At 39.6% G+C, this 16,379-nt stretch carries 16 protein-coding genes; 5 read left to right on the top strand and 11 right to left on the bottom strand.

The genetic code is table 11. The annotated features are described in order from the left end of the window. Positions 1 to 59: 59 nt before the first annotated feature. The 8 genes from AC1DOK_RS00335 to AC1DOK_RS00300 all read right to left on the bottom strand — a co-directional run bounded on the left by AC1DOK_RS00335 (position 60) and on the right by AC1DOK_RS00300 (position 6,878). The gene (locus AC1DOK_RS00335) at positions 60 to 167 is read right to left on the bottom strand and encodes a DUF6254 family protein (RefSeq protein WP_477552228.1); all 108 of its coding nucleotides are present in this window, start codon (positions 165 to 167) and stop codon (positions 60 to 62) included. Between the two features lie 89 nt (positions 168 to 256). Then, entirely contained in the window at positions 257 to 1,612 is a 1,356-nt protein-coding gene (locus tag AC1DOK_RS00330; protein ID WP_477552661.1) for a DUF711 family protein, read from the bottom strand. A 96-nt stretch (positions 1,613 to 1,708) separates the two neighbouring features. Beyond that, a complete protein-coding gene (locus AC1DOK_RS00325) occupies positions 1,709 to 1,978 on the bottom strand; it encodes an ACT domain-containing protein (protein WP_477552227.1) in 270 nt (89 codons plus the stop codon). Between the two features lie 211 nt (positions 1,979 to 2,189). Further along, positions 2,190 to 3,263 (bottom strand): ABC transporter substrate-binding protein, encoded by a 1,074-nt coding sequence (locus tag AC1DOK_RS00320; protein WP_477552226.1) that lies wholly within the window; start codon positions 3,261 to 3,263, stop codon positions 2,190 to 2,192. After that, positions 3,260 to 4,063 (bottom strand): ABC transporter permease, encoded by an 804-nt coding sequence (locus tag AC1DOK_RS00315; protein WP_477552225.1) that lies wholly within the window; start codon positions 4,061 to 4,063, stop codon positions 3,260 to 3,262. Before AC1DOK_RS00315 ends, AC1DOK_RS00320 begins: the two co-directional genes overlap by 4 nt. Position 4,064: 1 nt before the next feature. Beyond that, positions 4,065 to 4,865: an ABC transporter permease gene (locus tag AC1DOK_RS00310; RefSeq protein ID WP_477552224.1), complete on the bottom strand. Its 801-nt coding sequence runs from the start codon at positions 4,863 to 4,865 to the stop codon at positions 4,065 to 4,067. Beyond that, on the bottom strand, positions 4,855 to 5,964 hold the full coding sequence (locus AC1DOK_RS00305; RefSeq protein WP_477552223.1) for an ABC transporter ATP-binding protein: 1,110 nt from the start codon (positions 5,962 to 5,964) through the stop codon (positions 4,855 to 4,857). Before AC1DOK_RS00305 ends, AC1DOK_RS00310 begins: the two co-directional genes overlap by 11 nt. Before the next feature lie 287 nt (positions 5,965 to 6,251). Then, on the bottom strand, positions 6,252 to 6,878 hold the full coding sequence (locus tag AC1DOK_RS00300) for an FMN-dependent NADH-azoreductase (RefSeq protein WP_477552222.1): 627 nt from the start codon (positions 6,876 to 6,878) through the stop codon (positions 6,252 to 6,254). A gap of 358 nt (positions 6,879 to 7,236) precedes the next feature. Between AC1DOK_RS00300 and AC1DOK_RS00295 the strand changes: the two genes are divergently transcribed. The 4 genes from AC1DOK_RS00295 (at position 7,237) to AC1DOK_RS00280 (ending at position 10,482) form a co-directional block, all read left to right on the top strand. Further along, positions 7,237 to 7,716, top strand: a complete 480-nt coding sequence (locus AC1DOK_RS00295) for a MarR family winged helix-turn-helix transcriptional regulator (RefSeq protein WP_477552221.1) — start codon at positions 7,237 to 7,239, stop codon at positions 7,714 to 7,716. Between the two features lie 267 nt (positions 7,717 to 7,983). After that, positions 7,984 to 8,997, top strand: a complete 1,014-nt coding sequence (locus tag AC1DOK_RS00290) for a S66 family peptidase (protein ID WP_477552220.1) — start codon at positions 7,984 to 7,986, stop codon at positions 8,995 to 8,997. Between the two features lie 293 nt (positions 8,998 to 9,290). Next, on the top strand, positions 9,291 to 9,782 hold the full coding sequence (locus AC1DOK_RS00285; protein WP_477552219.1) for an RNA polymerase sigma factor: 492 nt from the start codon (positions 9,291 to 9,293) through the stop codon (positions 9,780 to 9,782). Then, entirely contained in the window at positions 9,775 to 10,482 is a 708-nt protein-coding gene (locus AC1DOK_RS00280) for a zf-HC2 domain-containing protein (RefSeq protein ID WP_477552218.1), read from the top strand. Before AC1DOK_RS00285 ends, AC1DOK_RS00280 begins: the two co-directional genes overlap by 8 nt. 171 nt (positions 10,483 to 10,653) lie before the next feature. Here AC1DOK_RS00280 and AC1DOK_RS00275 read toward each other — a convergent pair whose 3' ends face one another. Next, positions 10,654 to 13,269 carry an adenosylcobalamin-dependent ribonucleoside-diphosphate reductase gene (locus AC1DOK_RS00275; RefSeq protein ID WP_477552217.1) on the bottom strand — a complete coding sequence of 872 codons (2,616 nt, stop codon included), beginning with the start codon at positions 13,267 to 13,269 and terminating at the stop codon, positions 10,654 to 10,656. 595 nt (positions 13,270 to 13,864) lie between these two features. Here AC1DOK_RS00275 and AC1DOK_RS00270 point away from each other — a divergent pair. Further along, positions 13,865 to 14,089: an aminotransferase class IV gene (locus AC1DOK_RS00270; protein ID WP_477552216.1), complete on the top strand. Its 225-nt coding sequence runs from the start codon at positions 13,865 to 13,867 to the stop codon at positions 14,087 to 14,089. Positions 14,090 to 14,472: 383 nt separating this feature from the next. Here AC1DOK_RS00270 and AC1DOK_RS00265 read toward each other — a convergent pair whose 3' ends face one another. Then, the gene (locus tag AC1DOK_RS00265) at positions 14,473 to 15,300 is read right to left on the bottom strand and encodes an AAC(3) family N-acetyltransferase (protein WP_477552215.1); all 828 of its coding nucleotides are present in this window, start codon (positions 15,298 to 15,300) and stop codon (positions 14,473 to 14,475) included. Between the two features lie 84 nt (positions 15,301 to 15,384). Continuing rightward, positions 15,385 to 16,227, bottom strand: a complete 843-nt coding sequence (locus AC1DOK_RS00260; RefSeq protein ID WP_477552214.1) for a lipoate--protein ligase family protein — start codon at positions 16,225 to 16,227, stop codon at positions 15,385 to 15,387. Positions 16,228 to 16,379 lie beyond the last annotated feature (152 nt).

Here is a 16,379-nt window from a genome sequence, read left to right as displayed (position 1 = left end):
CAGAATTAATCCAAGAATCATGCGAATTCATTCGTGTGAGTTTCAAATATAATACAAGCTTACACTTCCTCAGATATCTCTTTAAGTGATCTTATTTTTCCATGAGGATTCTGCGAATCTTTACGCTTCTTAAATTCGCCTTCCCTGCGCTTCTTTGATGTTGACATTCGTTACCCACCCCTTCCTTACACAAGTGTAATTTTGAACTCTTATAGGGTGATACGAACATCAATTGTTTATTCTCAGCATGATAAGATTAATTCTTTAGACTTTGCAGCGGCGCTGGAATCTGACCTCCACGTTTAATAAATTTAGATGGTGAGAATGAATTGACTTTCATTACTGGGCCTGTCCCAAATAGACCCCCGAATTCTAATTCGTCGCCTTCTTTCTTACCGATAGCTGGAATGACACGTACCGCTGTAGTCTTAGAATTCACCATCCCGATTGCAGCTTCATCAGCGATAATCGCCGCAATCACCTCGCTTGGTGTATCTCCAGGGATCACAATCATATCTAGTCCTACCGAGCACACAGCAGTCATGGCTTCAAGCTTCTCAAGGCTAAGTGCACCACAACGTACTGCATTAATCATACCGGCATCCTCAGACACAGGGATGAATGCACCTGACAAACCACCAACACGCGATGAAGCCATCACACCGCCCTTCTTAACCGCATCATTAAGCATGGCTAAAGCCGCTGTTGTACCATAACCGCCGCAGGATTCAAGTCCAATCTCTTCAAGGATATGAGCAACGGAGTCTCCAATCGCAGGCGTTGGTGCAAGTGACAGATCTACAATTCCAAATGGTATGCCTAAACGTTCGCTCGCTAAGGTTCCAACTAATTGGCCCATGCGCGTTATTTTAAATGCTGTTTTCTTGATAATATCTGCGACCTGTGTGAGATTAATATCATCTGGTGCACTCGCAATAGCTGCTCGTACCACACCTGGGCCTGATACACCTACATTCAGTACGCAATCTCCCTCGCCTATACCATGGAACGCACCCGCCATGAACGGATTATCATCCACCGCATTGCAGAACACGACGAGCTTAGCTGGGCCGAAGCAATTCTGATCAACCGTCAATTCAGCAGACTCGCGTACGATCTCTCCCATTAGCGCAACAGCGTCCATATTAATTCCAGCCTTGGTTGAACCTACGTTAACTGAGGAGCAGACGCGCTCTGTTTCTTTCATCGCACGCGGAATCGATTCAATCAATTCACGGTCACCTGCAGCAAAGCCCTTCTGTACCAATGCAGAATAGCCACCGATAAAGTTCACTCCAACTACCTTAGCTGCGTAATCGAGTGCTTTGGCATAAAGTACTGGATCCCCTCCACTAACACCGCATAATACAGCAATTGGTGTAACGGATATCCGTTTGTTGATAATTGGGATGCCATATTCATTGTCAATATCTTCTCCAATTTGAACTAAATCACGTGCAAGTCGGCAAATTTTCTCAACTACCTTCTCACAGCTTCTCTCGATATTACTGTCAGCGCAATCAAGCAAAGAAATCCCCATAGTAATCGTCCGGATATCTAGATTCTGGTCTTGTATCATTTGAATCGTTTCTATAATTTCTCGATTATTTATCATCGGTGTACATTCCTTTCAAACAGGCAGTGATATAAGTTCATCTAAGTTGTTCATCTAGGAACTTCATTTCGTTTGTTCATTATGTAACTTATATTAAATACGATGCATCGAGTTGAAAATATCTTCATGCATTACGTGAATGACAAGACCATGCTTACTACCTTCAGTTCTCATTATGTCCGCAAGTTCAGACAGTCCACATGTCATTTGTTCCGTGTTCACGATCATAATCATCGCGAACATGTCTTGTAAAACGGTTTGACTAACCTCTATCACGTTCGCTTGATAGGTTGCGCATAATGTACTAACGCGTGCAAGAATACCAACAGTATCTTTGCCTGTCACTGTAATAACTGCTCTCATATTATCTATTCCCTTCCGTATGGTTTGATCTAGAAGCTTCGTTCTATTCCTGATTCTCCTATAATGACCTAAATCGAGATATAAATTATCACACAGATATCTCCATTTTCAATCAAATAATTACAAAAAAGCCCGAAAGATGCACGATACTTCAAGTGCTTATCTTTCAGGCTTTTCGCAAGTTTCTTAGTTGTATCTTGTTTAATTGATTTTACTTCTTATGCATTTTAAACTCTAAGAACAGATCATTATAATGCGACAACATCCGTTTACCAAGGTTATTGTACACCTCAAGCTTATTCGTAAGCTCTTCATCCGGATAGAAGCGTTCATCCTCGGAAATTTCCGGAGGCAAGAGTTCCCTCGCCTTATCGTTCGGTGTAGAATACCCGACATACTCCGCATTCTGTGCCGCGTTCTCTGGATCAAGCATAAAGTTAATAAACTGATGTGCACCCTCTACATTCGCAGCTGTAGTTGGGATCACCATATTGTCAAACCAGACGTTAGAGCCTTCCTTTGGAATCACATAATCTAACTTATCGTTCTCATCCATTATTTCGGACGCATCACCTGACCATACGACACCCACAGCAGCTTCCTCACCCGCCAAGAGCATCTTGATCTCATCACCGACTATTGCCTTAACATTCGGCGTTAGGAGTTGTAATTTGTTCTTAGCTTCCTGTAAATGCTCTTCATTCGTATCATTAAGTGAATAGCCGAGACTATTAAGAGACATCCCTAGAACCTCGCGAGCCCCATCCACTAACATAATTTTATTTTTTAGATCCTCATCCCAAAGATCATTCCAGCTAGTAAATGTCTTCCCATTTACTAAATCCGGATTAAAGATAATACCTACTGTTCCCCAAAAGTAAGGAATGGAGTATTTATTACCTGGGTCAAAAGATAAGTCAAGAAATCTGGAAGGGATATTTACAAGATTCGGGAGCTTAGTATGATCAATTGGAATCAGAAGTCCTTCATCTTTCATTTTACTAAGAGCATATTCGGAAGGGATCACCAAATCATAAGTAGTTCCCCCTTGCTCAATTTTGGTCATCATGGCTTCATTAGAGTCAAAGGTTTGATAGATGATCTTCATACCCGTTTCATCCTCAAATTTCTTGATTAATTCAGGATCGATATAATCTCCCCAATTGTAAATAACTAGGTTATTACCACCTGTATAGCCCTCACTTTTATTCAGATAAGAGGTTAAATACATCAAACTGAAGGCAACAACCAATACGACAATCAAAGCACGTGTCAGCTGTTTCATTCTTTAACCCCCATTCCGTTCATCTTAACTCTACGCTGGTTAATGAAGTAATAACCGATGACGAGCGCTAACGTAAACAAGAAGATAATCGATGACAACGCATTGATTGATAGAGAAATCCCTTGCCGCGCCCGCGAATAGATTTCAACTGATAAGGTTGAATAACCATTACCTGTTACGAAAAAGGTTACAGCAAAATCATCTAGTGAGTAAGTTAGTGCCATAAAGAAACCAGCAAAAATACCTGGCCTTATGAACGGCAATATAACCTTCGTCAGAACATCTCTCCGGCTTGCACCAAGATCACGTGCTGCGTCAATCAGTGTCGGACTCATATCCTGTAGCTTCGGCAAAATCATAATAACCGCAATCGGAATGCTGAATGCGATATGAGATAGTAAAACTGATATAAACCCAAGCTTAATACCAATAATCGTGAACATAATAAGGAACGAAGCTCCAATAATGACATCCGGGCTAACGATTAATACGTTATTAAACGCCAGAAGTAAATTCTTGTTCCGTCTTCTGCGAACATTCATAATCGCTAATGCGCCAAATACGGCTATTATCGTTGAAATCGCGGCAGACAATAAAGCAATAATCAGCGTATTAATAACAATAATGATTAACCGGGTATCTTGAAAAACTTCTTTATACCACTGGAGTGTGAAACCTTCGAAGCCATGCATCTTTCCTCCACTGTTAAAGGAATAGACGAGCAAGTACAAGATAGGTGCATAAAGAATCGCAAATATGAATACCAAGTAAACCTTACCTACAAGTCTTTTTCGTTTCATATTACTTCACCTTCTCTCTACCGCCAGTAACGACCATGATGATCACCATTGCGATAATCAGGAACACGGCAATCGTAGAACCCATTCCCCAGTCCTGAGTGACAAGGAAATGTTGCTCTATAGCAGTACCTAAAGTAATAACTCGATTTCCGGCCACAAGCCGTGTAATCATGAAGAGTGAGAGAGCAGGTATGAATACTGCCTGACAACCTGTCTTTACCCCATCTAAAGTTAACGGAAAAATAACCCGTCTAAATGTCGTCCATGCGGACGCCCCAAGGTCACGCGAAGCATCCACCAATCTTGGATTAAGCTCTTCAAGTGCATTGAAGATCGGCAATACCATGAAAGGGATGAAAATATAAACAGCCACAAATAAAAAGCTGAAATCGGTAAACAAAATTTGTTTTGTTCCAATTCCTACAAACTCCAAGAAAGAGTTAGCTACGCCATATGTACCGAAGATCCCAAGAAAAGCATATGCTTTTAGGAGTAAATTGATCCATGTCGGCAAAATAATGAGTAGCAGCCACAACTGTTTATGCTTTGTTTTAGTCAGCAAATATGCAGTCGGATAGGCAATCAACAAGGAGAAAATAGTAATCAAAAAAGCATACCAGAACGAATTGAATGTCATCTTCATGTAAACAGGAGTAAAGAACTTTGCATAATTACTAAGCGTAAAGCTACCTTCTACATCAAAAAAAGAATAATACAAGATCATTAACATCGGAGCAACTACAAAAAGCAAGATCCAGAACGTATACGGAATCAGATACAGATTACGTGATTTATTCTGCATGGCTGCTGACCTCTTCATACGCTTCCAATCTCTTGTCAAACTCCTCTTCTGTTTCCCCGAAACGCATTACGTGGATAGCTTCAGGCTCAAAATATAACCCAATTTCGCTTCCAACCTCTGCCTTTTTGGTCGAGTGAACTAGCCATTCATTGCCTATTGCATCGTAGCAGCTAATTTCATAATGCACACCACGGAATAATTGTGTATCAACCCGAACCTGAATTTTACCTTCACCAGCCGGGCTGATCTCCAGATCCTCTGGACGAATCACAACCTCAACAGGTTCATTCTTACCTAAACCGCCATCGACACACTGATATTGTTTGCCAGCGAATTCGACTAGATAATCCTCAATCATAAGTCCAGGAACAATATTAGATTCTCCAATGAAATCGGCTACGAAACGGTTAATCGGCTCATCATATATATCTATTGGAGTTCCACTTTGCTGAATCTTGCCTTTGTTTAAGACAAAAATCTCATCTGACAAGGCTAGTGCTTCCTCCTGATCATGTGTGACAAAAATAAACGTAATTCCAAGGCGCCGCTGCAATTCACGTAGTTCATATTGCATTTCTGTCCGCAGCTTCAAATCGAGGGCTGATAACGGTTCATCGAGTAGAAGAATCTCAGGCTCATTGACAATCGCTCTGGCAATCGCAACCCTTTGCCTTTGACCACCTGACATTTCCCTAACTTCTCTCGTCTCGTATCCTACCAGGTTGACGAAACGAAGTGCTTCTTTGACTTTCTCTTCGATTATAGAATTTTTGAGCTTCTTGATCCGTAGACCAAAGGCAACATTCTCAAAAACATTCAAATGCGGGAATAAAGCATAATCCTGAAAAACTGTATTCACCTGCCGCTCATTAGCGGGTACATGATTAATTTTTTGACCTTTAAAATAAATGTTTCCTTCTGATGGTTCAATAAACCCAGCAATCATTCGAAGAATCGTTGTTTTTCCACAGCCAGACGGACCTAGAAGTGTATAGAATTTGCCTCGCTGAATTTCAAAGCTGACATTATTCAATACAGTCGTATCGTCATCATATCTCTGGCTCACGCTATCAAAGCGGATAATCATATCGTCTTTCATTAGAACCTCCTTGGAAACGCTCGTAGGAATTCCCTCATATTATATCTCAGTTCTATATTATAACTTAAATCGACAGCATGGGAAGTGAATTAGTTGTATTACTAATTTTCCCACAATAATAGCTAAATAATTTAAATAAACAAAAGAAACCTCTCCTTTTGGTTTATTGGTTACTCGACACTTCCAATTTACCAAGGAAAGGTTTCTTTTTATTTGAAGAAAAATGAAAATGGGGTGTCCATCTTTTATAGATTTCCCTTCATCCTTCTGTGGTTATTTCAGTTCAATTAAAATTGTTTAGCTGCTTCAGTTGCTGATTCTAGACCACTCTGGATAATTGATGCAGCTTGATCAGGAAGTTGATTATGACCTTCTACGATAATCTTAGTCACATCGTTGATTCCGAATAATGCTAGGTTACGAGCTACAAAGTTTACAGCCATCTCATTAGCCTGTGCTTCTCCTACTGAATAAATGCCGCCGCTTGCGTTAAGCAACATCACTTTTTTGTCGCCAGCAATCCCTACAGGACCTTGTGCTGTATATTTGAACGTCTTACCAGCTTGGTTCAAATAGTCGAAGTAAGTGTGAAGAACAGCTGGAACAGTCATGTTCCAAAGTGGGAAGCCAATTACGATCTTGTCAGCTGCAAGGAACTGATCAATGTAATGATTCGCAATATCAGCTAGCCCTTTCTCGTCTGCTTGAAGCTCATAACCATTAGCTGCTTTGAAAATACCGTTAATCATTGTAGCGTTCATATATGGTAAGTTCTCATTGAACAAGTCTAATTCAATAATTTGATCCTCAGCATGAGTTGCTTTGTAGCTTTCTGTGAAAGCACTATAGAGCTTAACACTCACGGAATCCTCGATTGAACGGTCGTTTGCTTTAATAAATAATACTGTAGACATTGTTGTTCCCCCTGTTGTTTGAATGTAATTTCATGATGTCATTTCAAGAGAAATCAATAAATTGTAACCACGTAAAGCAAGTTATTATGTTTTAGTCATCCTCTGAAATCATATTATGAGGATACACACTATTTATCGATATGTCAAGTTAAGTGTCTATAAAAAACAGTCGCTATTGTCTATTACTACTATAAAATTGGTATGAAAACACCTTATTTATCAACATAATTTGCTGATTCGAATTAATGAGTGTATATTATAATGAGATTGCTCAATAAGTGAATGAAAGATAATTACTTTCACCCAATAAAGTTTGAATTCAGACTTTTTAGCGAAAAAAATCTGGGAGGTCATTCATATGTTCACTAGTTCCGATAAACCGGCAGCTATAGATTTAGTTCATGTATTAATACGTTCAACCCACTATATTCAAAGAGAATTTGATACCCAGTTGTCTGCTATTAACATGCCGTATCAAATCACGGGTCCTAGGTTGCGCGTACTTTCCGTTGTTTCAGAATCAGGTAAAATTCGCATGAATGAATTAGCAGCTAGGCTAGGAATTAAGGCTCGTACACTAACCGATTTTGTCGATGCACTTGAACAAGAAAACCTTCTTATTCGTGTCCCTGATCCAACAGATCGTCGAGCCATTCTCATACAACTCACAGAACTCGCAGAAACAAGCATAAATCAAGTTCTTACTCTCCAGGCACAAATCGCTGAGAAATTATTGGGTAATCTATCACTTGAGCAGCGCAAACAGTTCTTTGACCTTCTGTTACAGCTAATAGAAGATAAAGATATTTCTAGTCCATGTGATGAAGATTTAAAATAACATCGAATTCATACACCAAAATCCTGATCAATCAATCACTTGATTTCATCAGGATTTTTTATTTTTTATGAATCAATTTCATAACTCATTGAAACCATTAAATTGAAACTATATATAGACAAATTAAACCGTTTTGATCTATATATACTTCCGATTGAAGCAGCTAAAGGTATTATGAAATTGATTCTTTATATAAAAAGATTAAACAAAGATTGATCTACAAAGCTTAACTTGGTAAAATTAGCAAAATCATTTAGGAGGTCGCTTATGATTACATATCCGTTTTTAAAAGAAGAAGCAATAATAGGAGTAACAGTCCCCTCCTCTGGGGTAAATGCTGAATTACATGATTTGTTGAAACTTGCATGTAACCGTTTGAAGCTTAAAGGATTCGACGTTATTTGTGGTGAAACGGTATGGACGCAAGATAAGGCAAAGTCAGCGCCAGCCAAATTACGTGCTAATGAATTTAATCAGATGATGCGGGATGATACAATCGATATTATTATTCCACCTTGGGGTGGAGAATTGTTAATTGAGATCCTTGAATACATTGATTTTGAACATTTAAAGAGCAAGTGGATCTTAGGTTATTCAGATATAAGCGTATTGTTATTAGCAATCACGTTAAAAACAGGCATTGCAACTGCTCATGGAACGAATCTTATTGATTTAAGAGGAGAATATTCGGATGATACAACAGCCATGTGGCAATCGGTCTTATCCAATAAAACTGGTGAATCCATACTCCAACAATCATCCAGACAATATCAGAAGGAATGGAACCATGCTGACTCATCACCATGCGTATTCCATTTAACAGAAGAAACCTATTGGAGAACTGTTTCAAATATGAATGTGACCATTCAAGGTCGCTTGCTTGGTGGATGTATTGATGTGATAAGACATTTAATTGGTACCCCATTCGGTGACTTACAGCATTTTCACAAATATTACATCAATCATGAACCTATCGTGTGGTATTTAGAGAATTGTGAACTCTCAACAACAGATTTACGTAGATCATTAGTTCAAATGAAGTTAGCAGGATGGTTCGACAATTGCTCAGGAATTATGTTTGGTAGAAGTAGTGCTAATCAGCCTGTTGAGAACTACACAGTCGAAGATGTTTATATAGAACTTTCAGAGGAACTGCAAATACCAATTATCTATGATATTGATTGTGGTCATGTTCCACCACAGATGACTTTCATAAATGGGGCGTATGCTGAAATCGAAGTAGAAGATGGCAAAGGAACTGTAAAGCAATATTTTAAATAATAGTTACACATTGCACTATTCACTAACTCATACAAGGAAAATATCGAGGAACGTCAAAAAGACAGCCATTAAGTTGTCTTGCTGACGTTTTTTTGTTGCCATAGCTACTGCCGATTATAAGCAAGTATTCGAGAATAGATGGTTTTTTATCGGTTTTTATTTTATCGTAGTCCTCAATGACTATCTCATGAACTGTAAAAGTAGGCTTTCGCTTGTATGCTTACTAATTTTTTCATAAATGTTGTAACGAATGATATATATACAAGTCTTATATATGTTAAGGAGGTGAGAATGTGACAGATTTCGAGGATATATACAATCAATATTTCAAAGATATTTATAGATTTGTATTGTCGTTAAGCAGAGATACAGCAGTAGCTGAAGAAATAACACAGGAAACATTTTTTAAAGCATTAAACAACATTAATAAGTTCAAAGGTAATTGTAAAATCAATGTTTGGCTCTGCCAGATCGCCAAGAATACATACTTCACCTATCTGGATAAGCAGAAGCGGTTTACCACTCATGATACAACGGAAACAACAAGTGAGAACCGTATCGAAGATTCGCTATTGAATAAGGAAGAGATATTCCGTATTCATAAGGCCTTACATGGCTTAGAGGAGCCTTATAAAGAAGTGTTTACTTTAAGGGTATTCGGAGAACTACCCTTTGCCCAAATAAGCGAGATATTCGGCAAAACCGAAAGCTGGTCAAGAGTTACATTCCACAGGGCCAAACGAAAAGTACAATATCTACTTAAGGAGGAACCGTATAATGGGTAAAATTTCATGTGAAATCATTAAAGATTTACTACCCTTGTATCATGACGAGGTGTGCAGTCAGGATAGTGTCGCAATGGTTGAAGAGCATCTTGCAGTATGCAATAACTGCCAATTGGAGTTAATCAAAATCAAATCAACTATTAGCTTACCAAATGAAATTGTCGTAAAAAATCATAGTGATGGGAATGCAATTAAAGGTATATCCGTTTCATGGAGTCATTCCAAAGTAAAGGCATTTGTCAAAGGACTAATCGTTGCTACACTATTGTCCATTACCGTATTTGGGGGTTATGTGGGTCTATTTAAATGGAATTTGATGAAAGTATCTGCTGACGTTGTTAAAATTACCGATGTAAGCAGATTATCAGATGGCAGTATCGCTTATCATATAAAGTTGACAGACGGTTATAACTTAAACAGAATAAAATATGAAATGGATGAAAATGGAATTTTCTATCTAACACCTACTCGTCCAATTGTCAGATCGAAGGCAAAAGTCGATGTTGGTCTTCATAATATGTATTTCACATTTGGTAAAATTGAAAATAATGTCTATCATGATAAATATGGCAGTGAGACGAAGATTAAAGCATTATATTTCAGAACTGCAGACAACGATATTCTAATCTGGAAAGAAGGAATGGATTTACCAACTGCAAATGCTCAAGTTGAAGCTATGTTCACTGAAAAGACAAACTAGTGTAATAGGGATTCTGACATCGATTCAAATTTCTTAATCCCGAAATTTATCAACCGATAATTATATATAACTTGATATTGAAAAAACGAGTCTTTATACACTTGTGTGTATAGAGACTCGTTTTTATATACTTATGTGTGTGTTGCGGCTACTACCAAACACTACCTACCCTTAACCACACTTGCTATATCCGCAAGTTGTACAGCTCTTGCAGCCCTCGGTATTGACAAGGGAAGCAGATCCACAGCCTGGGCAAAGATCAAGTGATGTCGGTGTAGATGCACTGTAGTCTACAGAAACAGCCGAAGCTGATGTGTTATTTAAACCGTTTGGTCCAGAAGCAGTCGGTGCCATTTCTTTGGTTGCGGACAAATAAGCTTCCGCATTGTCTGTATAAGCTTCTTCATGTAGCTCAAGTGCCTTAGCAACTGCGTCAGCAATCGATTCGACTCGGTTAGCGCCAAATCCGATCGCTCCTGAACCGCCGATGCCCTTGAGGTGCTTAACAAGCAAGCTTACTTTATTACCATGATCGCCATAGCGTAGGAATAGGGAGCATACGCGACCAAGTGCTTCGGACATTGCGAATACGTCTGATCCTGCCTTACCTACGTTCAGGAATATTTCACTTGGTGTTCCGTTCATATCATTGATGGTGATATAAGCCATACCAAATGGTGTATTAATCTTATAGGTCGCACCTTGAAGAATCTGTGGACGACGCTTGTATTCTTTATCGAACACTTTCTCCACTTCAGGGGCAACATTCACGTTCAGAGATTGATTCAGGTCAGCAATTGCAGAAGCATCAACTTCTGGTTTAGCCGCTACTGCTTCACTCTTCTTCTCGTCTTTCTTATCGCTTGTGGAGAGAACTTGAACATCACGACTACCATCACGGTAGATTGTTACACCTTTACAACCAAGCTCGAATGCTAGCTCATATAAACGTGCTGTCTCTTCTACTGTAAAGTCAGCAGGACAATTCGCTGTTTTGGAAATGGATGAATCAACCCAGCGCTGAATAACAGCTTGCACACGGATATGATCTTCAGCAGCTAAGTCCATTGCTGTTACGAAGTAATCAGGTAGCTCTTTACCTGGATTTGCTTCTGTCCATTCTTGAGCGATTGGTACATATTGCTTGTCGAAGCCAAGACGGCTCTGACGGAAATATTCAAATGCAAAATAAGGTTCAATACCAGTTGAAGTACCCACCATTGTACCCGTACTGCCTGTTGGTGCTTGTGTAATAACTGTTACATTACGCATACCATTCTTCTTGATAGCAGCGTCTACCTCTGGATAGACCTCAACGATATTTTTCATAAAACCACTTTGCAAGAATTTATCTTCTATATAATGAGGGAATGAACCCTTCTCACCTGCAGTTTCAGCAGAAGCGATATAAGCTTCTTTAGCCATAAATCCATATAACTTATCTAAAAATACCATTGATTCAGGCGAACCATAACGAATTTCTAGTTTAATCATCAGCTCAGCAAGACCCATCGTTCCAAGCCCAACGCGGCGCTCACCTTGTTGATTTATCCGATTTTCTTCAAAATGATATGGCGTTTTATCGATAACGTTATCTAAGAAACGCACGGAATAACGAACAACCTTACCGAGGTCTTTCCAATCCACTTCATGATTCTTCGCATCATAGAATTTAGATAGATTAATCGCAGATAAATTACATACACCCCAAGCTGGCAATCCCTGCTCACCGCATGGATTCGTACAAATAATAGGGTTATAGTACCACGAGTTCGACATTTGGTTGTAGTATTCCATGAATACCACACCTGGCTCCGCAGATTTCCATGCAGATTCAATAATCGTCTGCCATACATCGCGAGCTCTTACTGTACGATAATGCTTGACCTCTTTACCCATGGCTTTCCAAGCATCCATATTGCCATCCCAATTATCGTTATAATCAGGATCTGTAGTGTCTGGGAACACCAAATCCCAATCAAGATCTTCTTTGACAGCCTTCATGAATCCATTGCTCACGCAAACAGATAAATTGGCATTCGTAATTTGACCCATTGATTGCTTAACGGTGATAAAATCAACCACATCTGGGTGCCAATCATTCATCATGAGCATAAGTGCACCACGACGGCTGCCACCTTGCTCAATTAGACCTGTTGTATAAGAAAATAAGCCACCCCAAGATACAGCACCGGAGGATGAGCCGTTAACACCTTTAACAATAGAGCGACGAGGACGAAGAGAAGATAAGTTAATCCCTACACCGCCACCGCGTGACATAATTTCGGTCATTTCAGATAACGTACTCATGATACCGCCACGAGAATCGTGAGGGGATGGAATAACGTAACAGTTGAATAAAGTTAATTCATCACTTGCATCTGCACCAGCGGCAATACGACCACCTGGTACAAGCTTCCAATCATTAAGTATATATTTGAATTTATCCGACCACTCTTGTTTCTTCTCTGGGGTTGCTTCAACAGAAGCCATAGCACCTGCTAAACGATCCCACAGTTGTTCTGGTGTCTGTTCAATGTTTAAAGTCAGTTTCTCAATATTTGATTCAACGATATCGCCTGAACGTAGTTGTATAGTAACTTGTTTGCCCTTGCGATCGATTACTTCCCCGACTTCTTTAGCCGGAAACTTCGGATCGTCTTTGGTCAAAACGAGTACAGTATCTCCTACTTTCGTGTTGTTTGTGTCCGCATCTTTCAGTGCATATCGATCCAAAAATATCTTCTCGCTTAATCCATTCAACCGCTTCAACTGCGTTGTTTCCAAAACACAACACCCTCTCAATAAAAATACAAGAACAACAATATAGCATAAGTACAATAGCTTTGCAAAGCTAAGTTATGTAAATAATCACTACATATTGTATCCGAAGTAAATTATACAACACTATATATTGTGTTACGAATAAGTAATTGGCTGAATTTACCGAAGCATTAAATGGTATGTCCTATTCTCTTCTTTTTTCTTTAAAATGCTCCCTTTTTCATGATGCCCGTTTGTTGAAAAAGCGACACGCATCGACAGAAATAAGTTGGTTCTAATGAACTATTTCAAAATAACTATTGATCTAACTACCGTCGATTGTGATAATTTTATGTTGAATTACACGAGAAATTCTTTGAGGATTTCTGAGATGATACAGTGATGATTTCTGCAAAAAATCCAATGTTGATTCTGATTTATGATGATTCTAATAACGATATCTATGTTTATTAGTTATTTTTTGCTGTGCAAGTCACGCCTGTTGATGTAAGCTAAATTATAGCATATTTTTAATAATACAGAACATATGTTCGATGTTTGAACGAAGAAAATCCAATGATATTTTATCACGGGGAGTTTAGACAGGAGCAAGACACGTATGATCATTCTCGAACTAGCGGCCAAGGCTAATCTAAAAGTTCAGGAAACTCCTTTTACACTAACTGAGCTACAAGATATAGATGAAGCATTCGTTAGCAGTACCAATGCGGAGATAACTCCTGTCATCAGCATTGATCATAGGCCCGTAGGCACTGGACAACCTGGAACTATCACACGTAAGCTTCAACAATTATTTAATACATATGCGAACTTGAATTCATGACATAAGATGCACAGGATAAGATGTACAGAGATCAAATAGAAACCCCTTGGACAGAACACTAACATAACTTTGGGAGCTTCTTAGTACTAACTTTGTGGCACTGCCTAACCATTAACTGGATAATTTCATGCTAATTTCAGCAAATTCAGCGCTTTTCAGAAAATAGCTGGAATTCCTCCTGTTAAATATAGGATTTTATAATCTAATCAGCTATATCAACAGAAATACAAGGAGGATTTCCTGCTATTCTAATCTAACGCATTGAACTTGAGAAATTATAGGGAGAAAATCCAGTTAATAGTATACTAGTAAGACATCGCACTCAGCAAAGACGTAGCATTCTACACATTAGCATAAATATACACTTATGGGATAAGCAACTCTTATCTATTCGTTTCCATCCACCTAACCGCGTAATCAACCAGATCACGCCCAGGCATCAATAGTCCCTTCGTATTACCAAGCTGTCCTTCACGTACAATTCCTTGATCACGCTGATAATGCTCTCCAATTTGCACAAAATCATCGGAGTCAAACGCTAAATCTTGATATTCCACCCATTTACGTTCACCATCAACAAAGATCGGCGCTGCACTCTTCTCTTTCCGCTTATTCGTATAATTAGCTCGATACTCAGCTAAATGAAGTGAGGTGTTGTTCGCATGTGTAACTCCGAGTAACAATACTGAACCACCTAACTCATATAAACGTCCTAATGGAGAGTCTTCACCTAATGCACCCTCAAGCGGATGATCTTTGGTAAGCTGATCGGCATACTTTCCCTTGGCGGCAAATGATATTTGTGGATGGTAGCTTCGAATAACGCCCGGAACTTCGCGGAAGCAATCGACGATAGCACCCATACTCCAGGTTGGCGTATAAGCTGGGTCGAATGCAGGCATTTCATTCCGAATCGTTTCCCACCAGCTCTCTGGTACTGCAGGGTTCTCCCACATAGATGGATCAGACAGATCTCTACTATGAGTGGGCATCATTAGAGTTCCATTCTCACCTACGCAATCAAGTAACGCTTGAACAACAGCCATAGCTCCACCACACACCCAGCCAAGGGAAGACAAAGATGAGTGAACGAGTAGGACCATTCCTTCTTCGACCCCCAAGGAACGGAGCTGATCACGTAATGTTGATCTTGTGATGGGCTGTTCTCCTGTATTTGCTATCAATTGTTTTATTTTATCTTCTTTATTCATCCGGATCGCTCTCTCCCATTACTTCATACTATCTCTGCCTTATCGGCTTTATCTGCTATCTCCGCTACCTCCGCTATCTCTGCTTTATCTGCGTAAATTCCATTCATCCGTATCATATTTCTCTAGTACAAGCTGTGCAGCAAGCTCACGTTCACGCTCACTTAATTCCCCGTCAATGAGTTCAACATGTAAGCCTTCTGCAATACCTTCCTTAAATGCAGCTTCCACCTGAGGAAGCGATACGGGATCACGATCAAGGTTACGCTGTAGATCATTGATAGCTACTGCTTTGTTCTTGAAGCTGTTCTTCATTCGCTCTGCAACCTTGTCACTCGAAAATTGTAAACAACGGAACAACTGCTCCGTGTCCATATCCAGTAAAATCGAACCATGCTGCAGTAAGACACCTTTGTTTCTAACCTGTGCACTACCCGCTACCTTACGGCCTTCAACAACTAACTCATACCACGACGGTGAATCAAAACAAGCCGCAGACCCAAGCGTAGCATATTGCTTCTGATCCTCTTCTGTAGCTAGTTGCACCATTTCAGCATTCAAACCAAGTTTACGGAATCCTAGTAACAGTCCTTCACTAAGCACTCGATACGCTTCCGTTACACTCGCTGGAATCCCGGGATAATCTTCACGAACAATGATGCTATAGGTAAGCTCCTTGTCGTGAAGCACTGCCCTACCACCAGTAGGCCTACGAACAAATCCAAGTCCTTCCTCTGCTACCCGCTCCAAATCAATTTCTTGAATAGCCTTTTGAAAATATCCAATGGATAATGTTGCTGGATTCCACCCATAGAAACGAACAGTAGGTCCAGAATTCCCCTCACTAATTTCATTTAATATTGCCTCATCAATCGCCATATTGTCAGCAGGCGAACGATCGCCTGTATGAATAAATCGCCATTCAGTCATCTTTATACTTCCTCTCTATATGTGGTCCATAAAAACCAATTTAGTGTGTAGTTCCTCTAGTACTGTATTGTATCACCCTAGTGACTTTCATTCCAGAAAACATCGGGATAGATCATTCCCTGTAAATTGATGGTAGAAGATTAGAATAACAA

It is taken from the genome of Paenibacillus sp. P5_B5 (assembly GCF_056400365.1).
This window is presented reverse-complemented; position numbering and strand designations above follow the sequence as displayed.